We start from the raw sequence: 21,579 nt of genomic DNA on the forward strand, positions 1-21,579 counted from the left end.
AACTATCGAAAACTCTTATTTTAGAATTTTAATCTCTGGTTGCCCGATATCGAGCTCTTGAACATGCCAATCCAAACCTAATTTCGGCATCGTTTCTAAAAACAGATCAGGGTCAAGCTGCTCTAGGTTAAACACACCCGCTTGTGCCCAATGCCCTTGGAAATACTACAATGCCGCAGTAATGGCAGGAACGCCCGTGGTGTAAGCGATGGCTTGGTGCTCTACATCATGGTATGCCACTTCATGGTCTGCATTATTGTAGATAAAGACACTGCGCTGTTTACCATCCTTCCAACCTTGCACCCAAGTACCAATACAAGTCAGGCCTTTGTAGCCAGGAGCCAAAGAGGTTGGGTCTGGCAGCATCGCTTTAAGCACTTGAAGTGGTTGAACCACAGTACCATCTTGCAGCGTCAATGGGTTTGGACTCAATAAACCAATATCACGCATGCAATTGAAATAGTTGAGGTAACGATCGCCAAAACCCATCCAAAATTCAATTCGTTTGGCCGGAATAAACTCTTTCATAGAACGCACTTCATCGTGCGACATGGAGTACACCTTGTGTGGGCCGCACTGAGGAAAATCAAATTCTAGTATTCGCGAATGGCAAGGAACACACTGCCACTGCCCTTCTTCCCAATAGAAAGAGTCACCTTGAATCTCTAACATATTGGTTTCTGCATCAAAGTTAGTCGCAAATTTCTTGCCGTGATCGCCGGCATTAATGTCCATCACATCAATACTGTCGATTTCGTCAAAGAGGTGTTTCACTGCGTACGCGGCAAACACACTGACCACGCCAGGGTCAAAACCAGCACCGAGGATAGCGGTAATGCCAGCTTGCTTAAATTTTTCACGAAATGCCCATTGAGGATCATACGCTTCAGGTACTTGTTGACCTTCAGAGCAAAGGTCAACAGCAACCGATGTATCTAGATAGGAAACCTTGGCTTGATAACATGCTTCCATGATTGGCACGTTTACCCAAGGAGGACCAGCGTTGATCACAAGATCAGGCTGGACTTCTTTAATTAATGCAACTAACGAGGCTACGTCATCCGCCTTGACGGTGCGTGCCTCAAGTTTTTTAGTTGGATCTTTAAGGTTATTTTTTCCTTTGATCGATTCAATGATCTTCTCGCACTTTTCAAGAGTACGAGAAGCAAGAACAATATCACCGAGTATGTCGTTGTTTTGAGCCGCCTTATGTGCGACAACCCAGCCAACGCCTCCCGCGCCAATTTGTAAAATAGACATGGTTGTTTGTATTCCTTTATGCCTTGGCTAGCTCAGAGGCTAGTACTTCAATCTTATTAAGTAATGCTTTGAAATCTGACAATTGTAAGCATGGGTTTAAAATGGTGAATTTAAGCGCTGTTTTGCCATCCACAATCGTCTCGCCCAACACCGCGACACCACGTGTCAATGCTTCTAAACGCAGCACTTTGTTCAACTCATCAAAATCTACCGCTTGTTTATTCACTGAACGGAATAACACGGTGGAGAGCGCAGGCTCAGCCAAGAGTTCAAAAGCATCGTGATGCTGAACTAAATCTGCCACTTGCAGTGTTTGTTCTAGCAGATGATCGTACATCTCACCCAAAGCCTTAGGGCCTACGTTTTGCATTGTCATAAACACTTTCAATGCATCAAAACGCTTGGTCGTAGAAATAGATTTATCCACCAAATTTGGCAGTTCATCATGTTCACGGTTAAGGTAATCCGCATGATGCAGTAGATACTTGAAGTGACTTTTATCTTTGAGCAACACCGCGCCACAGCTGATCGTTTGGAAGAACAATTTATGGAAGTCGACGCTGACAGAATGCGCACGCTCAACACCTTGCAAACGTGCTTTATGGCTACTTAGAACCAATGCGCCGCCGTATGCTCCATCCACATGCATCCATAGATCATGCTGTTGCGCTACATCCGCGATCGTCGACAGATCATCAATCGCGCCGTGATCCGTTGTGCCTGCTGTTCCAACAATAGCAAAAGGAATAAGACCTTCCGCTTTCGCTTGTGCAACAACCGCTTCCAGTTTGGTGACATCCATTGTGCCGTTTGGATTCGCATCAACCGCCAAAATGGCTTTCTCGCCCAACCCCATCCAAGAGGCCGATTTTTGCACGGTGAAATGCGATTTTTTCGAGCACACAATACGCAGCTTATCGGCATACTCAGGTAAGCCCAGCTTTTGAATAGAATGACCACTTAATTTATCGGCAATCCAGTCACGGGCTAACATTAAACCCATTTGGTTGCTTTGCGTGCCACCACTGGTGAAAATACCATCCGACTGAGCGCCGAGTTCGTATTTTTCACACATCCAATCAATCACTTTCTGTTCAACATAGGTAGCAGAAGACGATTGATCCCATGAGTCCATGGACTGGTTTAATGCACCAATCATCGCTTCAGCCACTACTGATGGCATCAAGGGTGGCGTGTGCAGGTGAGCAATACAATCTGGGTGTTGAACGATAATGGAATTTTTGGCTACCAGATCTGCCATTTCAGAGATCACATCCTTCAATGGCGCATTTTTGTTATCCAAATCTACCGCGTAAATCTCTTCTTCAAGCTGCTTTGGATCCAAACCTGAATAAGGCGCTTTGGCTTGTTCAAAAACAGCTTTCATCGCAGAAGTGGCATGGTTCATCACAGCGGCAAATTCATTACTACCCATTTCACCGGTTTGGATAAAATGCTTCTTCCACGCTTGATTTTCTGGCTCTGGATCTTTCTCGCCGCCACCTGCAGCTAAAATCGCCGCTTCAAGAGTGCGCAGGGCAAAATCGATCTGCTCGAATGAGATGATAATCGGTGGTAAGAAACGAATAACGGATCCTTCACGGCCACCTTTTTCAACCATCAACCCACGCTCAAGTGCTGCGCGTTGGATAGCGAGTGTTAATTGGCCATCGGCCATTGGCTCGCCAAATTTATTTATTTCACCGTTTGGTTTACGAATTTCAAGGCCGAGCATCAAACCTTTACCACGAACTTCAGCAATACAATTCACTCGACGTTGAATGGCTTCAAGACCTTGGCGTAGGTACTGACCCGCGACATTAGCGTGTTCAACGAGGTTATCACGTAAAATAATTTCTAACGCTTTCGCACCAGAAACCATGGCCAATTGGTTACCACGGAACGTGCCTGTGTGCTCACCCGGTTTCCAAGTATCGATCTCTTTCTTGAACACAAGAATAGACATTGGTAGACCACCACCAATGGCTTTAGATAAGCAAAGAATATCAGGACAAATGCCAGACTCTTCAAATGCAAAGCGGTAACCCGATTTACCTACACCACATTGAATTTCATCGAAAACTAATAAAATACCGTGTTCATCGCAGATACGGCGTAGCTCACGCAGCCAGAATGCTGGAGCTGGAATGACGCCACCTTCACCTTGAACAGGTTCAACAATAATGGCCGCCGGTTTCATGATACCTGCTTCGTCATCGTTCAGCAGACGTTCGATGTAGCGAATGCTCGCTTTGGCACCTTCATCGCCCCCTAAACCAAACGGACAGCGCAAGTTGTATGGGAATGGCATAAAATGCACATCCGACATTAATCCTGTGCGACGAGCTTTGGTATTCAGGTTGCCCATCATGCCCATCGTACCGTTGGTCATACCGTGGTAAGCACCGCGAAACGCAAACATGGTGTTACGACCCGTTGTCTGCTTCACTAGCTTGATAGCCGCTTCAACGGCATCCGCACCAGAAGGTCCACAAAATTGAATCGCGGAATTTTTTGCAAACTCTTCAGGCAAAAATGCTTTTACTTGCTTGATGAATTTGTCTTTAGCGTGCGTTGTCATATCCAATGTCTGATATGGCAGACCTGAATCTAACTGCTCTTTCAGTGCTTGGTTGATCTCTGGATGGTTATACCCAAGCGCCAACGTTCCCGCGCCCGCTAAGCAGTCGAGGAAAATTTGTCCGCGCGTATCTTCTACTAACGCACCATAAGCTTGCTTGATGGCAATCGGTAGACGGCGTGGGTATGAACGAACTTCAGATTCATGCTCAATTTGATCGAGTAGAATTTGGTCCGGTGTGAGATCATAAATACCTTCAACAACAGGTACCTGAGATGAAAAAATGTTTGCGATAGTGTTATCGACTTCAAAGGCTGTGCTCATTTCCCTTCCCCTTGAATGTGAAAATTTCCGCCTATTTCCTTGGTTTGGTTTGAATATAAGGAAATATGACATAGCAATAAGCTCCGTATTAGCCAAAAGGCAAAAACGGAAATTGGTTCATCGTCTTCGATGAAAGATTACTAAATCAGAGAATCAAGGTTCGGTGATAGAACTGTCTTCAAGCACAGGGCATAGAGGAAGTACAAAGCTGATTAACGTCAGTGTGTTAAGTGATGATGAGTTCAATGTTGGGTTTCCCATTCACATGCAGCTCCCGCTGCAAGAGTATCCCGTCTATCAACAAAAGGACTTGCTGATACCTACCCTACGTAATGTCACAATCAGCCTGAATGGTCATTACGCGTGTCCCCCAGAAGCTACTGTCCGAGATTGGTGCGAAAAATATCAAAAAATAATTACGCTGGCAATAATTTTCAATAAATCGATAAAAACTTAAGTTTGCTATTGATTAATAATATTGATAAATCAAATAGTTAGTTTGTAAAATGAATCAGCCCTCACATGTCCGAGGGCTGATTATATTCTTATGCGTTTTTTGGCAAAGATAAACGGAGCAATGTATAACCGACAATCGCAGCAGTGGTTGAGCCCATTAATATACCGAGCCGTGCAAACGTATCAAATTCAGCATTGGTTGGTCCAAAAGCTAAAGACGATATAAAAATCGACATTGTAAAACCAATACCACATAGCACTGACACGGCAAAGATATGCTTGAAATTGATCCCTTCAGGCAATTTAGCGACACCGAGTTTCACCGCAGCCCAACTGAAGGTAAAAATACCCAATGGCTTACCAATAAATAAGCCAAGAGCCACACCTAAAGGCAACATTGACGTGAGGCTAGATACGGAGATCCCTTCCAATGAAATCCCGGCATTGGCAAATGCGAACAGTGGCAGAATACCAAAAGCGACGTACGGGTGTAATGCATGCTCTAGATGCTTTAGCGGAGAATATTCGCCTTTATCACCTTTCAGGGGAATAGCAAAACCAATCACTACACCAGCCAAGGTTGCATGAACACCAGATTTAAGTACGGCAAACCATAAAATTGCACCGACAATTAAATAGAGGCTGATTTTAGTAACATGCTTGTTGTTTAGTACAAAAAGCACACCAGTCGTTAAGAACCCGACGGTTAACGCAATGGTCGAAAGATCACCGCTATAAAATAGCGCAATAATGACCACAACCCCTAAGTCATCAATAATCGCGAGCGCCAGTAAGAACACTTTTAAGCTGACCGGAACACGTTTACCTAATAGCGCCATAATACCTAGCGCAAACGCAATATCAGTGGCCGCTGGGATCGCCCAACCTTGAATCGCTTGTGCATCACCAGCCGTAAACAGCACGTAAATTAACGCCGGAGCAAGCATACCGCCGACGGCAGCAATAGCAGGGAAAATAGCCGTTTCTTTGGATTTAAGAGCACCTTCCAACAATTCACGTTTGACTTCTAAACCAATCAACAAAAAGAATACGGCCATTAAGCCATCATTGATCCAATGCGACACTGACATTCCAAACACGTAGGAATGTAAAAAAGATTGGTACACATCATTTAACGGTGAGTTAGCAATCATCATTGCAATTGCAGCAGCAATAACCAGCAAAATACCACCTGCTGATTCCATCTTGAAAAAGTCGCGAATCACATCACTCATGATGTCGTCCTTATAATTATGTATGCTGATAAATACTTAATAAATTAATGTGGTAGAGCCTATACATTATATAGCAGAAGTGAAAATCGCTTGTTCAGATGTTAATTGTCGGGATTCCCGAACAAACTATAACAATATAACGTATATTCCTTACATTTGGTCGTTTTTTATGCTGTTGATTAACTTTCATCGCATTACAATTTTATAACAAAAAAAAAGCAGAGCACAAAAATGTAAAATGCTAAGCTTAATTGAATATTGAAATCCATCAGTACTTATGTTCCGTCCCCAGTGATTTGCATAAACCCTGTCACCTTGTGGCTACCATCTGTAATGATTGGGCCTTCCCAATAAGGGATCAGAAAGGATGACCACAGATCGCGATTCACCGCTGTCGTCACCAGATGAATATTATATTTAGGGATGTTTACCACCCATTGCAACGGGATCTCACGTCTATTCTCCGACGCGACAGGAACCAAATCAATCTCATCAGCAGATAGTGCAATCGTGGTGCCCGAATCTTGCACAATTGCTCCAAACAAATAGGGCTCTTGCTGAAAATAACGATAACGATTAACCAATAAGGTTGTTTTGCTATCGAGTTTAACGAACAGCTTATCCCATCCCTGTTTAGCGTTAGGTAGTAGATTATTACCCCACTCCTTGCTCAGCAATGCATTACCTGTGACTTGAATGGGTTGAGAGTTAACGCCTAAGTTGAGCACACCTTTGACCTGCAAAAAAGGTGCTTGGAGACTATATGAGGCTAAAGAGAGTGAATCATGCTTTTTTTGGTATCCCTGCTGACCAGGCAATAAAAATGGCCCAGAGAGGTTATTTTTCAATGAGAGTGAAAACGTGTCCGTCGCGACATTCAACGCCCCAGGAAGTGGTGTCGTCCCCGGTGCGCGCCAGTTCCAATTATCAATCCACATTTTAAACGGCTTTAACTCTAAGCCGGCTTGACCAATTCCGCCCCGCGCAATCCGCTGTTCACGCCAGACTTCGTTGTTTGAAGAGATCACCACATAAGCAAGATAAAGCTGAGGGCTAAGCCATCCATTGGCATCTCGAGCTTCATTAGCGAGACGAAAATAACTCCACTGGATCCCATATTGCTGTCCATGTTCATCACTAACATTCGCAAAGTAATGCCACCACTCATGTTCAAAACCTTGATGGAAATTGAAATCTTGAGGAAGTCTTACCGGGCGATTAGGGAGCACGGACTCGAACGTATGCTCCTTCGATATTAATGATGTACCAATTTGCTTAGAGGCACGCTTAGCAGCGGTTTCAGAAACGGCATGCTCTGAAACCGTTTGCTGCGTCTGCCAATACTGGTGCCACGAATAGAGACCGAACAATACAGCAATCAACAAAGAGAAAAAAAGTACGAGGTATCGTTTCATCATTTATAACGCGTCTCTAAATGAGCTAATCGGTGGCCTTCTGACCAAACGAATAACCGAGATTGCACCTGCGCACATCAAGGTCACCATCGCCCATGCGACGGTTTTCAAATACTCCCCTGGGATCAACTGCAATTGGATTGACCAACCAAAGGATTGTTTAATCACGATATCCACCACGAGGCGAGCAAGTGCAAGCCCTAACGGCATCGCAATCACAAGCGCTATCGCCCCAAACACACACAACTGCAAGCTGCCAATCACCACCAGCTCTTTACCAGATACGCCCAAACAACGCAGTAGCGAAACGTGTCGCTGGCGAGAAACCTCTCCGGCTAACGTAGCAAAGAAAATACCACACACGGCAATCAACAAAGTAATACGTCCGAGCGTATCGGCGATGGAAAAGGTTCGGTCAAATACTCGCATCGCTTGATTGTGGATGTGGTTGTTATCAAATACTCGTTCATCACCAAGCCTAAATACCGACTCTAAGCGATTTTTCAAGCCTTGATCATTCACACCATCACGCAAAATGACCCCTAGCGCCACATTCCCTTTCCCTGCAAATGCAAATAGCCAATTTTGATGTGACAATAAAACTTGATGGTAAGGGTTACCATAATCGTAATAAACCCCCGCGACTTGCCACTTTTGGCCTAAAGGCTCAGAAAGGTCGATAAAATCACCAGGCTTAATGCCTAATTTAAGCGCCATCGATTCACTGATCATCAAACTCTTTGAATGGTGTAAATCATACCAATAGTTAGGAACAGCGAGTTTAACCGTCAACGAGTCTAACTCACCATCGGAGATACCGGTGCTGACTACTTGCAATGCACCTTTGTCGGTGACGAAATCTTTTTCCCAACGCCACCAAACATCACTGACATCAGGTTGCGCTTTCAACCAACTGCTCATTCTTGATGCAGAGCTATTAGTAGGATAAACATATATGTCCGCGGCCAAACGTTGATTTAACCATTTTTCAGTAGTATCGCGAAAGCTACCAACCATGGTTTCAATGCCAATATTCGCCGCCATAGCAATCATAAATGCCATCGTTGCGACACCGCGATAGCTCATACTGGCAGCTGCATCGGCAAAGAACCACCGCGCTTTTACCCAAGCGAGTGAGTAGGAAAAACTGTTGAACAGCGTCCAAATAAGATAAGGCGTAAACAGCGCAACACTGAGTAACATCAACGCAATAATTGCAAAACCAGAAAGTTGCGTTTGTGGAACTTGATACACGGCAATCGCCGCGACAGTCAATGCGCAAGCAACAAGAGCTTGCAGGCGAAATTCTGTGCCAGCAAATCGAAGCAAAGAGAGACGAGCCGAAAGACGAATAGGTTGCGATTTTAGCAATCGGACGAGGGGCCAAGCACACGCCGCAAATGCACCAATCAACGCCATGGCTAAGCTGTAACTACTCCACTGCCAATTCCAGCTAATCGATAAACCAACATTAGCATCATACAAGTCACCCAAGCTGGCTGAAACCGCTGGAATAAGTTGATTGGCCAATAATAACCCCAATCCGTTACCGCATATCCAGCTAAGCAGGACCATGCCAAACAACTCAATCACCAATGCTTGGGTAAGCTGCCAGCCAGAAACGCCCGCTTGGCGTAATAACCCAACCAAAGGTTGGCGCTGGATTAAAGATAAAGACATGGCTTGGTAGAATATGAATAACCCGACCAAAAATGCCAACATACCCATGGCATTGAGGTTGAGATGAAAAGCACGCGTGAGTGATTCCAGCTCAGTGCGAGAACTACGGACTAGCGTCAAACCATTAGGCAAATTATCTTTTAGTCTTTTCAGTTTCTCTGGTGGCATATCGCCACAAGCAATAACAGATAAGCCCGAATTTTTCTTGAGCATTCGCACCAAGGATAGATCCGCAATAACGCGCGTACCGTTGATCAGATCTTGTTGATCGATCTGAATAGGACCTAACTTTGATTCATCATCAAGTACTATAAAATCACCCGTTTGCCAACCTTGGAGACGGGCGAGGTCGACACTCACCAAAATAGGATACGGCGGATTCATCAATGATAATGTCGAAAATTCTGACAACGCTAGACCACTATCAGTTGGTAACATGGCGATAGGGTCAAGCCCAATCAATGAAATATCCGCGCCATTTTTTGTCGTCAAGCGATAGTTTTCAAAAGGAGCACACTGCGAAAATCCATCACGGCGAAACTGAATATAGAAACCTTGGGGAATTTTATTGGAAATATGCTTGGAGCGAATACGATAAGGTAATGGATTAGAAAACAGCTTTTCGCCATGTTCATAGCTTTGACGAGCATGCTGGTTGATGGCCGTCACTCCCACCAACAATGAAACGCCAAGCGTTAAACCCAGCCATACTAGAATGATTTGTAAAGGATAACGCCGATAATGACCAAGTAGCGCCTTAACTACGGGCCATGACATGCAGCAACCCTCCTTGTAAACGTACGCGACCATCCATATGCTGCGCGACTTTTTCACTGTGGGTCACCAATAATAACGTGCAATCTAACTGGCGAGTTAAGGTCGTCAACAAACGCATCACCGCCTCGGCATTACGTTCATCAAGGCTACCGGTTGGTTCATCTGCTAATAAAATCTTAGGCTCCATATACAAGGAGCGCGCGATCGCAGCACGCTGCTGCTGCCCACCAGAAACCTCTTCAGGGTATCGGCCTAGCAATGGCATTAAATCAAGCGAAGAAAGAATTTGACGCAGTAAACCTTGGTCTTCCGGCATTCCTTTCAACTGACGACAAAAGCGAATATTATCCGCGAGATTGAGGGTGGGAAGAAGATTAAACTGCTGAAAGATATGACCAATGTTATTTCGGCGATAAGCGGTACGCTTATTTTCTGACGTGTCATGCATGGCAAAACTTGGAAACCAAATTTCGCCAGAATCGACAAAATCTAATCCGGCAATGAGGTTGAGTAATGTACTCTTACCCGAACCACTTTCACCCATCAATGCGATTTGGTCACCTCGATTTAATGTTAACTCTGCCCCCTGTAGCACGGGATGAAATTCATCACCATCTAGATAGCCTTTACACAGGTTGGTCAGCTGTAACATCAAATCGCTCGCAATTGACTAAAATTGGATTGTGAATCTACACTAATTCTCCTGCAGTAGAAAGCATTTTGGATACCGGATCACATTATGTGCATCAAATTGCACCACCTAACTGCGTTGTGTCTAATTTTCAATCAAATTTCGCATCCACTTCTTGCTTTTCATTCGATATAGAGAACCGCCCCATTTAATCAACTCTTCAACGAGAAACAATAGATAGATGACTTCAGGCTTAGCACCAAGCACAATCGCACAAAATGCGGCTAACGGAATACCGATCAGCCACTGCGCGACTAAATCTTGATAAAGACAAAACTTTACGTCACCGCCAGCTCGCAACACGCCAACAATCACCGTCATTGGAATGGAGCGTAAAATGATGCCAAGGCTCAGTATAACGATAAACTCTTCAGATAAAGCACGGGTTTCATCCGTCAAGGCAGTAAAAGAGTTCAGGATAGGGATCTGCACCACATACAAAGCGGCAGCGACAACCACGCCCACAAAAAAGCTGATGATCGTTAAACCCAAGGCTTGATAATAAACGGCATCGTACTGCTTAGCGCCAATTTGGTTACCGACTAAAACTGCGGCTTCTTTCGACATCCCAATCAGTAAACTCAATGAAATCGATTCTACTGGCGTCATTACCGATAGCGCCGCTAAGCCTTGCACACCACTCTGCCCCATGATGGCATGGTAGACAAATAAACCACCTGCCCATGCCAGGAAATTAAAGGTGGTTGGCAACGAAAGCTTCAAAAAACGAGAAATGGTAGGCCATTCAATGATGGCTCGGATATCGTCAACGCCAAACGCTAACAGATGTTTCTTGGCATAGAGGTAACCGTATAAACAGGCGACTTCAATAAAACCACTGAGCACGGTAGCAATCGCCGCACCTTCGATTCCCATCGCGGGAAAACCCAATTTGCCAAAAATCAGCACCCAGTTTAAAAACACGTTTGAAACAATACCAATACCGCTAAAAAACGTACTGAGCCCTGGTTTATGCATCGCTCGTAGCCCTACTGCCGTACTACTGACGCAAGCTACAGCAAACATACTGAGTGAGGTAATAACCAAATATTGGCTACCTAGCGCATTAACGGTCTCGGAATCCGTGGTTAGTGCCATGATTTGACTTGGAAACAGTAAAAATAGTGCCACCGTCATGACAGCAAATAGGTTAGCGACTAACCACGTAAGTGCGGTACTTTCTCGAACGCCCTGTCTGTTTCCTGCGCCCCAATACTGAGCCGTTAACAGTGCGCCTCCCGTTGTCACGCCCACTAGCATGATGGTGGTGACAAAAGTTGCTCTAGCGGCAACGCCTACCGCAGCAATTTCCGCCTCACCTAATTGCCCTAGCATCAAAACATCCACTAGACCGCGGCTAGAAAACATAATACTTTGCAAGGTGATCGGCAGAGCGATAGCCATTAAGCGACGAAAAAAATCGCCTCTTGTATGTAGCATGATTTGCGAAAAAACAGACAACCGATCACCTCAAATTCAACACATTGATAGCACAGAAAAAATGAAGTCGCCATTATACGGCTGTGAGCATAATCTAACCATCTTATTTGAAGGGACCGTCATGAAAAAAGTGTTAGTACTCGGCGCATCAGGCTATGTCGGCTCACAATTGTTACCTTTGCTATTAGCGCAAGGTTTTCAAGTAACAGCCGCAGCTAGGCACATTGACTACTTAACCTCACGTGCCATATCTCATTCCAACCTTACCTTGCGTTATTTAGACCTTGCCGATAAAGAGGCAACACTCGCGCTTATCCCACAATTTGAACTGGTTTATTTTTTAGTGCACGGTATGGCGCAAGGACATGATTTCGTCGACTATGAATTGTCGTTAGCGGAAAACGTTAAACAAGCCCTTAAGGGTAGCCAGGTCAAACACCTGATCTACTTAAGTGCGATTCAGCCACAAACCGGAAACTCAGAACACCTCAAAGCGCGGAAAATGACGGGCGATCTACTCAGGAAAAGTCCCGTCCCAGTGACCGAATTAAGAGCTGGTGTCATTCTTGGACCGGGATCAGCCGCATTTGAAATCATGCGTGATTTTGTTTACAACTTACCGATGCTCATCACTCCCAAATGGGTTGATTCCAAAGCAAATCCGATAGCGCTGGAAAACCTCAATCATTATCTACTTGAATTAGCCAAGGAACAGCCCGTTGCCCACCAATTGTTTGAAGTCGGTGGGCCTGACACCCTCTCCTACCGAGAACAATTTGCCATTATTTGTCAGGCAACGCAGAAACCTTTTCGGTTATGGTCTACCCCACTATTAACCCCAAAAATGGCTTCTTACTGGCTAGGTCTTGTCACCTCCGTCCCCTCTAATATTGGCAGAGCACTACTTGCCGGTTTAGATCATGATTACATTGCCGACTCACAAGCCATTGAAGCACGCTATCCTCAAAGCCTGATTTCATATCGTGACGTTGTCACTAATATAATTGAGCATGAAGGGGAATTTACACGCTCGCAAGTGTGGGGATTTGATCCAAGTGCCCTACAGCGTTGGCAACCCGGTTTTGGCTACTATCCTAAACAAGCAGGAGCAACAATTCAGACCAGCGCCTCTGCTGAGGCTTTATGGGATGTTATCCGAACCATAGGCAGCCGCCAAGAAGGCTATTTTTTTGCCAATGCACTATGGCGTACACGCGAATGGCTCGATCTTTTATTCGGTGGTGGCAAACCTGTGCGCCGCTCCCCTTGTGGCCCGGAACTGCAAGTTGGCGATTTTATTGATTCGTGGAAAGTGATCCGCTGCCAACCTCAACAGTTTTTGTCACTTCTTTTTGGGATGAAAGGCCCAGGGTTAGGGCGATTGGAATTTACCATTAAGGATCTAGGCGAAACGCGAGAACTCAATGTAACCGCATGGTGGCACCCCAAAGGATTCTTAGGGTTACTTTACTGGTTCGCGATGATGCCTGCCCACCTTTTTATTTTTAACGGCATGGTCAAAGCCATCGTCAAAAAGGCACAAAAAAAGAGCTAGCGAAATCGCTAGCTCTGCAACTTATTGGGTTTCAATTCCATACTAATCAATAGGAAAGCCTAATGGAATTTCAGCCAATTGCACGCCATGGTTGGTTGGGTATATCAAATACTCACCATTATATTTCACATTCGACTTATAATCGGTACGTTTGTGCACCATAAAGCCAGCATTGCTGGCTTTTTCGACGAAATCGGCATGATGGCCGCGCACAAACCAGTTCATCGGCTTCACGAGCAGTTCACCATCAAAACATGATTCACACTGATTTGCACACAAAGCTAATGAGTTCTGCCCATCGGTAAAAAGCTGTAATTTGCCTTCATTCACCAATGGATCACACGTTGTCACTTCCCAGTGAGCTGCTTCCATGAGTTCTACAAACGCATCAATTTTCTTGTCGGTAATGATGTTATCTGCGCCTTGCGCAAAAAACTTACCGTAAAATGCCGCAATGCGTTTAAAGGTAAACAGTAATTCAGATTGGTTGCCTTTCGAACGCCCAGCTTTCTGCCAACGATTTAAATCATCCACCACACAGCGATGGAATCGTTGTGCTTTCAATGCCTTACTGACCCAATGCACTAAAAAGTGATTATTAGCTAAAGGCGCATTCACCAGCTTATTCGCTTGGTGTTCTGCTGTTAACTCTTGCAGCGCTGTATTCACTACACGTTGAATTTCGAGGTAATACTCTGACATTACGCCTTTCTTCCTAATGTCCAATAAAAAAGAGATGAAAGTACCGAGCACGCCGTCATGACCACAATCATCGGCCACTCAACATCGCTAGGCATCATCGCGACAATTGCTGCAACCACTGAGCCTGTGCCAAAACGCAACGTTCCAGCCAGTGAAGAAGCGGTACCCGCCATTTTTGGATAACCACTTAGCAATAATCCCATCGAATTACTGCCTATCGTTGACAATGTACCAATAAAAAGCACCACAAAAGGCACAATGCCCCATAAGCCAAGGTTGAGTAACCACGCGATAAATAAGCCAATACCAGCGCACAACTGAATCAACAAACCAAAGCGCAGCATCGCGTGGGAACCGACTCGTTTCACCATTCGACCATTCAAGCTGGTCATGATAATCATCGCAACGATATTGAGGCCAAACAGGTAACCAAATTGATCAGGGTCGACTCCATAAATATCAATATAGACAAAGGAGCCTGCGGTCAAAAAGGCAAACATACCAGCAAAAGAGAAAGCACCAGAAAAAACAAGCCCCATCGCGACTGGGTTACGGCTTAACTGCACATAGTTGCGAATGGTATTTCGAAAGCGCAGCGGTTGGCGATTTTCTGCACTGAGTGTTTCTGGAATTTTCCAAACCACGAGAGCAATTACCACCGCGGCAAAAATAGCCAACACCCAAAATATCGAACGCCAACCAAACCAAATGGCTAAATGTCCGCCAATCATCGGCGAAGCTAACGGGGCAACAGTCATCACTAAGGTGACAAAAGACATGGCGCGGGCAAAATCTTCGCGATCAAACATATCACGCACTACCGCTTGAATAACCACAGCGGCCGCTGCTCCAGCAAAACCTTGCGCAGCGCGAACATACGTTAACGCTTCAATACCCTGGGTAGTCGCACTCACAATGGCAGCAATACCAAACAGTAATACGCCGATCAGCAGCACTGGGCGACGGCCATAACTGTCGGCCAGCGGGCCATGCAATAGTTGGCCTATCGCAAAACCAGCGGTATAGGCAGTCAGCGTCATTTGTACCGATCCAGCACTCACACCGAGATCTTTAGCAATCGCTGGCATGGCTGGCAGATACATATCAATCGCCAGCGGCGTTAATGCGCCAATCGCGCCTAATACTAAGAAGAGTAAAAAACTGATGTGCGGCGTATTATTCGCTGTAACAGGCTGAGATGAAGTCATAGTTCTCCAAATAAATAAGGAATGAAGTTGCAGTAAAACTAGGCCGTTCAAGCCCCAATCGAAGCCACTTCTTGGTCAGTCAAATAACGGTATTCACCGGGCTCTAGTGCCTCATCTAGCACAATATGACCAATGCGCTCACGGTGAAGGCCAACCACTTTATTGCCTAAAGCAGCAAACATGCGTTTAACTTGATGGTATTTGCCTTCATGAATGGTCAGTAAACATTCATTCTCACCGACAACTTCCAATTGCGCAGGCAAGGTTAGCTCACGCTCATTACGCAGTTCAATACCCGTTAAGAATTGTTCGACATAGTTCGTTTCAATAGGGTCGGCAAGCCAGACACGGTAGGTTTTGTCGCATTTGTGTTTTGGCGAGGTAATGCGATGAGACCATTGGCCGTCATCGGTGATCAGAACCAAACCTGTGGTATCGACATCCAAACGTCCTGCAAAATGCAAGTCTTGAACATTCACTTCATCGAGCAAAATAAATGCCGTATGATTGAAGCCGTCTTCATGTGAGCAAACGTAGCCAGCGGGTTTGTGTAACATGATATAGCGCGGGCCATGCAAGATTAACTCACGACCTTGCCACTCCACCTCACACTCCTGCGTCACCTGCAATGAACCACTTTTTTGCGTCTTACCATTTACTGCGACATCACCACTTTTGATGATCTTGGTGGCTTCTTTACGTGTCGCACCTAACGCATCACACAAAAATTTATCTAACCGCATGATTACCTCATCTAAATCAAGTCAGGTATTATACGCAGCTAAAATGAAATAGTTGATCTATTTCACTGTTTTTATCCAGCGTTCAACAAGAGACAACGCGAGTTATGTACACACTTCGCCCTTATCAATCGGACTCGGTCAAAGCCGTGATCCACTATTTTCGTCATCACACTACGCCCGCCGTAATTGTACTACCGACGGGTGCAGGAAAAAGCTTGGTCATTGCTGAGCTGGCAAGGCTTGCCAAAGGACGAGTCTTAGTACTAGCGCACGTGAAAGAACTGGTAGAACAAAACCATGCCAAATACGAGGGCTACGGTTTGCAAGGCGCGGTATTTGCGGCAGGTTTAGGACGAAAAGAGACCGATCAACAGGTCGTCTTTGCTTCGGTACAATCCGTGGTGCGCAATTTAGATGCCTTTAAAAATCAATTTTCATTACTGGTGATTGATGAATGCCACCGCGTACCGGATGAGAAAAGTAGTAGCTATCAAAAGGTGATCACCCATTTAAGCGAGCTTAACCCGGGAATTAAAGTGTTGGGGTTAACCGCTACGCCTTATCGTTTAGGCATGGGCTGGATTTATCAATACCACACTCGCGGCCAAGTGCGCAGTGAGGAGCCTCGCTTCTTCCGTGACTGTATTTTTGAGCTACCGATCCGTTATCTGCTCGATGAAGCTTTTTTAACGCCAGCGCGAATGGTTGATGCCCCCGTGCTCAGTTACGATTTTTCGCAGCTAAAACCCGCCAATACCGGGCGCTACAAAGAAGCCGAACTCGACATGGTGATTGAGCAATCGAAACGTGCCACACCACAGATTGTTCAACAAATCATCCAACTAGCACAGCAAAAACAGGGAGTAATGATCTTTGCGGCCACCGTTCGCCACGCTCAAGAAATTGTGCAATTACTGCCCAATAACGAAACTGCCATCGTCATTGGTGACACGCCGCCCCCTGAACGCGACACCATCATCAAGCAGTTTAAACAGCGCCAAATCAAATTCTTAGTTAACGTGTCGGTATTAACCACAGGTTTTGATGCTCCGCATGTTGACCTGATTGCGATTTTACGCCCCACCGAGTCCATCAGTTTATATCAGCAAATTGTCGGACGTGGGCTACGCTTATCTGCAGGAAAAACCGAATGTTTGGTATTGGATTATGCGGGCAATAACTATGATCTTTACCAACCAGAAGTCGGTGAGCCAAAGCCCGATCCCAACAGTGAAATTATTACCATTCCCTGTCCGGCCTGCGGTTTTAATAACAACTTTTGGGGTAAACTCGATGCCGCTGGTTTTTTACTTGAACACTATGGTCGACGTTGCCAAGGCTATTTTACAGACGAAGAAAGTGGCGAACGAGAACACTGTGGTTACCGTTTTAGAGCAAAATATTGCGGTGAGTGTGGGGCTGACAACGATATCGCCGCACGTATCTGCCATGAATGTGACGCAACACTGGTTGACCCTGATAAAAAGCTCAAAGAGGCACTCAACCTCAAAGATGCATTGGTTTTTGAATGTATCGAAATGGATTTGAATGTACATAAAGATGCAAGTGGAAAAGCGCAACTGCGCGTTACCTATCGTGGTGAGAACGATGCGCAAGTCCACGAATTTTGGCCACTAACCACCAAGAAACAGAAACAGGTGTTCCACGACCAATTTGTGCGACCACACCTAGCCGATAAGCATCGCCCTTTTGATCAATCTTCACCAAGCAAAGTGGTAGCTCATCGACACCGTTTTCGTCCACCACAATTTGTCATTGCGCGAAAAGTGGGACGATTTTGGAAAATGCGCGATAAGATCTTTGAAGATGAGCTACAAAACCGATGATTCACTTTCTATTCATGTAAGGTTATTTATACTCTGTTCATCTTATTACAAGGGGGCGCAACATGTTGTTCAAAAAGGGTAAAGCTTTCGCACGCTTACTGCTGCTCTCGTCATTATCCTTACCCACTTTAGCTGCGAGCAGTGATGTACACGATTGGGTTCAAGACACTTATAAGCCAGGAACCAAGGTAGAGATTGATGAGGATCAAGATGAGGTCTACGCGGCAGTTCAAAAAGGTTTAATTCATCCATTGTCTGAGCTGTATGCCACGATAGATAAAGAACTCAATGGCCGAGTTATCAAGGTAGAGTTAGATGAAGATGATGGTGAATGGGTCTACGAACTAAAACTGATGCATGACAACCGAGTTATCCGCGTAGAATATAATGCAAGCACATTAGAACTAATGGCTATTCGTGGCAGGAACCTACGCGACATCATCAAAAAATAGAGAATAACCATGAAAATATTGGTAGTCGAAGACGATCCTCGTCTTGGGGAACAAATTGTAGAAGCGCTTGAACAGACCGGCTGGGTGCCTGAATTATCACAAGATGGCATTGATGCTCTCTATCGCGCCACATCAGAAGAGTGGGATGTGATTGTACTCGACCTCGGTTTACCCAAGCTCGATGGGCTCACCGTATTGAAAGGCATTCGAGATGAAAACATTAATACGCCTATTGTGATCCTCAGTGCAAGAGACGGTTTGACTCAACGAGTCGAGGGCTTAAATGCAGGAGCGGATGATTACCTCACCAAACCATTTGAGATGGTGGAATTAACCGCTCGTATCCGCGCACAACTGCGCCGAGCATCAGGTAACGCTTCCCCTGTGATGCAAATCGGTGACTTAAGCCTTGATACTCGAACCTCTAAAGTGATGTGGCAAGGTCAAGCGGTGAGCTTGACGGCACTGGAATACAAAGTGGTTGCCTACTTCATGCACAATGCCGACAAAGTCATTTCACGGACTGAACTGGTGGAACACATCTACAAACAAGATTTCGATAGAGACTCCAACACCATCGAAGTGTTTATTGGCCGCATCCGTAAAAAAATCAATAACAACATTATCAAAACCGTGAGAGGACTGGGATACCAGCTTAATGCAAAATAGAACCTCGGCCTTAAAGCGCCTCAGTTTAAAAAGTCGTTTACTGCTCGCGGCAACGTTTTGGTTAGGTACCATGATTTTAGCGGCGGGAATTGGCATTCCCACACTGATCAAAGACTACCTAGTCAATGATGTGCAAGGCCAGCTACGTTTAGCGATGGATGAAATCACGGCGAACTTGGAAGCGACACCGCAAGGGAACCTAGTACTGTCGTCGCGCCTTTCCGACCCTCGTTTTAGCCAACCCTACAGCGGCCTTTATTGGACGGCCTCAAGCGATGATCAATCGCTTCGTTCTCGCTCATTGTGGGATAAGCGCCTTCTCAGCGAAAAACATGGCTTGAAAAGTATCATCAAAGGCGCAAGAGATGAAAAACTGATCGTCATTGAACAAATCATCTACTTACCAGACTTTGCTTCTCCTATCATCATTACCATCGGTCTTGATGAAGCGCCATTACAAGACACTTTAAACAGTGTAATTAGCCAATTATGGATGATACTAGGCCTGCTCTTTAGTGGTGTATTGGTGCTGATTGGCTTGCAAGTCAGTTGGTCATTACGGCCGTTAGGGAAAATGCAAAAAGAGCTGGCCGCATTGCGCAAAGGTCAACAAGCCAGTCTCAGTGACGAGTACCCAAAAGAAGTTTTTCCGTTAGTCAATGATTTGAATGCACTGTTATTCCACTATCAAGAATTGCTTGAGCGCGCACGCAATCATGCAGGCAATCTCTCTCACGCTTTAAAAACGCCGATTTCTGTACTGCGTAATGAGATCGATCATCTTGATTTCGCACAACAGCAGACACTCAGAACACCAATTGAACAGTTACAAAAGCAGATTGACTACCATCTAGGGCGCGCGCGCATGGCTGGCTCAATGAATATTCTTGCGGTAAAAGCCAATCCAAGCGAACGGATAGATGCTATTTCTATGGCATTTGACAAAATTTACATACAGCGTGAAATCACGTTAGTTAATGAGTTGGATTCTGATCTAGAGGTTGCCGTTGACCCAGCCGATCTCGACGAGATGCTCGGCAACCTACTGGAAAATAGCTACAAATGGGCAGCTTCTTTGGTTCGAGTTCACGCAAAAAATCGAGCAGAAGGCTGGGTAGAAATCCACATCGAAGACGATGGCCCAGGTATTGCTGAGCAAGATCTGGCTAAAGCGGTACAGCGTGGCGTGCGCTTAGACGAAACAACCTCTGGATCTGGGCTTGGGTTGAATATTGTCAGTGAAATGGCGCACAGTTATCGCGGCACGCTAACCCTATCGACTAGCACCATGGGGGGCTTAAAAGCTGTGCTAACTTTTCGTTCGCTTTAATGGACGAAATCGAACTCGACATTAAGCAATAAAGACTGTCACTGTCCTTCGTAACAAGCTGCAATAAATCGATGCTGCAAGGGATTTTCTATTGCCCCATCTTAGATAGAGTGCTAGTATCCGCGCTCGTTTTGTTAGTAATCATTGATTCACTATCAAAGCTATACCACATCAGCAAGGTCGCATTGCAGATGTGAAGTTTATTTTTACTAATTTGAGTGTAAAAACTATGAAATTCGAAGCAGTAGTACGTACTGAACTAGGTAAAGGTGCGAGCCGCCGCCTACGTCACGCGGGCCAATTCCCAGCAGTTGTTTACGGTGGTGAAGCAGCACCAGTTGCTATCGCACTGGATCATTCTGACGTGATCAACCAAATGGACAAACCAGAATTCTACGAAGCAATTACTCTAGTAATTGATGGCGCAGAAGTAAAAGTTAAGCCACAAGACGTTCAACGTCACGTGTTCAAGCCAAAAGTTGAGCACATGGACTTCATCCGCATCTAATTTCCTACCAAGGAATTAGTTGGATAAAATCCAACCTTTTGCATAAAGATGATCGGCCTTACCATCCGAGAAATCTAAAAATTCGAAACCCCGATAGCTACCAACTATCGGGGTTTCACCGTTTTATAAAACCAAGCAAGCGTTTTATAAAACCAAGATAGTTTTTTGAGCACCGATAGTTTTTGATTTAAGCCGAACGTGATAGTTTTTGATTTAAGCCGAACGTGATAGTTTTTGATTTAAGCCGAACGTGATAGTTTTTGATTTAAGCAGAACGTAAAGACGAGAAGTAAGACGGGTATCTTTGGCAAATATAACGCTGCTCTTCAACCATGTGCTTAAAAGCAGGACCATTGGATAGTTGAACCACCACTTCATCTTGTTGGAAACGCAATACTTGACCCGCAATTTTGACCGTGTTGTTGCTGCGTAGCTGCACCGTACCAGACATTGATAGACCACAATATAAGGTAGTCACTCTCGGCATTGAAATACGAATGCCTTGCTCTGATATTTCACAGACATGGAATAGCTGATCATCAATTTTTACGGTAGGTCTCACCCGCTTTGGATACTTTAAGCGGTAATATTGCCGTTTCTGTACAAAATCTGCATTGTCCATGGGTCTATGCATCCTTTATCAAGGTTAATTACTTCTGCGTCATCATGATGCTACGCAAGTGTTGAGAGTCTACCATTTATTATC

The 21,579-nt window shown here is 45.1% G+C and carries 16 protein-coding genes and 1 pseudogene; 6 read left to right on the plus strand and 11 right to left on the minus strand.

Translation table 11 applies throughout. The features are described 5' to 3' along the window. Nucleotides 1-15: 15 nt before the first annotated feature. From VOR_RS17685 to VOR_RS0103655, 7 genes and pseudogenes are all read right to left on the minus strand, one after another. Nucleotides 16-1,260: pseudogene (locus tag VOR_RS17685) on the minus strand (carboxynorspermidine synthase). 16 nt (nucleotides 1,261-1,276) lie between these two features. Next, nucleotides 1,277-4,165 carry a pyridoxal phosphate-dependent class III aminotransferase gene (locus VOR_RS0103625; RefSeq protein WP_010318371.1) on the minus strand — a complete coding sequence of 963 codons (2,889 nt, stop codon included), beginning with the start codon at nucleotides 4,163-4,165 and terminating at the stop codon, nucleotides 1,277-1,279. A gap of 545 nt (nucleotides 4,166-4,710) precedes the next feature. Next, nucleotides 4,711-5,856: a Na+/H+ antiporter NhaA gene (gene nhaA, locus VOR_RS0103635; RefSeq protein WP_010318373.1), complete on the minus strand. Its 1,146-nt coding sequence runs from the start codon at nucleotides 5,854-5,856 to the stop codon at nucleotides 4,711-4,713. A 275-nt stretch (nucleotides 5,857-6,131) separates the two neighbouring features. Further along, nucleotides 6,132-7,274: a lipocalin-like domain-containing protein gene (locus tag VOR_RS0103640; protein ID WP_010318374.1), complete on the minus strand. Its 1,143-nt coding sequence runs from the start codon at nucleotides 7,272-7,274 to the stop codon at nucleotides 6,132-6,134. Beyond that, nucleotides 7,275-9,728, minus strand: coding sequence for an FtsX-like permease family protein (locus VOR_RS0103645; protein ID WP_010318375.1), 2,454 nt, complete (start codon nucleotides 9,726-9,728; stop codon nucleotides 7,275-7,277). After that, nucleotides 9,709-10,380 carry an ABC transporter ATP-binding protein gene (locus tag VOR_RS0103650; protein ID WP_010318376.1) on the minus strand — a complete coding sequence of 224 codons (672 nt, stop codon included), beginning with the start codon at nucleotides 10,378-10,380 and terminating at the stop codon, nucleotides 9,709-9,711. The genes VOR_RS0103645 and VOR_RS0103650 overlap by 20 nt, the downstream gene beginning before the upstream one ends. A 123-nt stretch (nucleotides 10,381-10,503) precedes the next feature. Next, nucleotides 10,504-11,880 (minus strand): MATE family efflux transporter, encoded by a 1,377-nt coding sequence (locus tag VOR_RS0103655; RefSeq protein WP_010318377.1) that lies wholly within the window; start codon nucleotides 11,878-11,880, stop codon nucleotides 10,504-10,506. Between the two features lie 40 nt (nucleotides 11,881-11,920). Here VOR_RS0103655 and VOR_RS0103660 point away from each other — a divergent pair, with 40 nt between their 5' ends. Then, nucleotides 11,921-13,414 carry a DUF2867 domain-containing protein gene (locus VOR_RS0103660; protein ID WP_029626869.1) on the plus strand — a complete coding sequence of 498 codons (1,494 nt, stop codon included), beginning with the start codon at nucleotides 11,921-11,923 and terminating at the stop codon, nucleotides 13,412-13,414. A gap of 42 nt (nucleotides 13,415-13,456) precedes the next feature. Here the strand turns inward: VOR_RS0103660 and VOR_RS0103665 are convergent, their stop codons facing one another. The 3 genes from VOR_RS0103665 to rsuA are packed head-to-tail and all read right to left on the minus strand — an operon-like array spanning nucleotide 13,457 to nucleotide 16,067. Beyond that, the gene (locus VOR_RS0103665) at nucleotides 13,457-14,116 is read right to left on the minus strand and encodes a DUF2913 family protein (RefSeq protein WP_010318379.1); all 660 of its coding nucleotides are present in this window, start codon (nucleotides 14,114-14,116) and stop codon (nucleotides 13,457-13,459) included. Then, nucleotides 14,116-15,324: a Bcr/CflA family multidrug efflux MFS transporter gene (locus VOR_RS0103670; RefSeq protein ID WP_010318380.1), complete on the minus strand. Its 1,209-nt coding sequence runs from the start codon at nucleotides 15,322-15,324 to the stop codon at nucleotides 14,116-14,118. Before VOR_RS0103670 ends, VOR_RS0103665 begins: the two co-directional genes overlap by 1 nt. Nucleotides 15,325-15,371: 47 nt before the next feature. After that, nucleotides 15,372-16,067 carry a 16S rRNA pseudouridine(516) synthase RsuA gene (gene rsuA, locus VOR_RS0103675; protein WP_010318381.1) on the minus strand — a complete coding sequence of 232 codons (696 nt, stop codon included), beginning with the start codon at nucleotides 16,065-16,067 and terminating at the stop codon, nucleotides 15,372-15,374. Between the two features lie 104 nt (nucleotides 16,068-16,171). On the opposite strand from rsuA, the gene radD reads away from it, so the two are divergent. From radD to rplY, 5 genes are all read left to right on the plus strand, one after another. Further along, a complete protein-coding gene (radD, locus tag VOR_RS0103680) occupies nucleotides 16,172-17,914 on the plus strand; it encodes a DNA repair helicase RadD (protein WP_010318382.1) in 1,743 nt (580 codons plus the stop codon). Between the two features lie 62 nt (nucleotides 17,915-17,976). Continuing rightward, on the plus strand, nucleotides 17,977-18,366 hold the full coding sequence (locus VOR_RS0103685) for a PepSY domain-containing protein (RefSeq protein ID WP_010318383.1): 390 nt from the start codon (nucleotides 17,977-17,979) through the stop codon (nucleotides 18,364-18,366). A gap of 9 nt (nucleotides 18,367-18,375) precedes the next feature. Continuing rightward, the gene (locus VOR_RS0103690; RefSeq protein WP_010318384.1) at nucleotides 18,376-19,035 is read left to right on the plus strand and encodes a response regulator transcription factor; all 660 of its coding nucleotides are present in this window, start codon (nucleotides 18,376-18,378) and stop codon (nucleotides 19,033-19,035) included. Beyond that, nucleotides 19,025-20,365: an ATP-binding protein gene (locus tag VOR_RS0103695; RefSeq protein ID WP_010318385.1), complete on the plus strand. Its 1,341-nt coding sequence runs from the start codon at nucleotides 19,025-19,027 to the stop codon at nucleotides 20,363-20,365. Before VOR_RS0103690 ends, VOR_RS0103695 begins: the two co-directional genes overlap by 11 nt. Nucleotides 20,366-20,594: 229 nt before the next feature. Continuing rightward, nucleotides 20,595-20,873 carry a 50S ribosomal protein L25 gene (rplY, locus tag VOR_RS0103700; RefSeq protein WP_010318386.1) on the plus strand — a complete coding sequence of 93 codons (279 nt, stop codon included), beginning with the start codon at nucleotides 20,595-20,597 and terminating at the stop codon, nucleotides 20,871-20,873. Between the two features lie 265 nt (nucleotides 20,874-21,138). Here the strand turns inward: rplY and VOR_RS0103705 are convergent, their stop codons facing one another. Beyond that, complete coding sequence (locus VOR_RS0103705) at nucleotides 21,139-21,495, minus strand: PilZ domain-containing protein (RefSeq protein ID WP_010318387.1); 357 nt, start codon at nucleotides 21,493-21,495, stop codon at nucleotides 21,139-21,141. Nucleotides 21,496-21,579: the final 84 nt, after the last annotated feature.

The sequence above is a fragment of the Vibrio ordalii ATCC 33509 genome (assembly GCA_000257205.1).
Taxonomy (GTDB): Bacteria; Pseudomonadota; Gammaproteobacteria; order Enterobacterales; family Vibrionaceae; genus Vibrio; species Vibrio ordalii.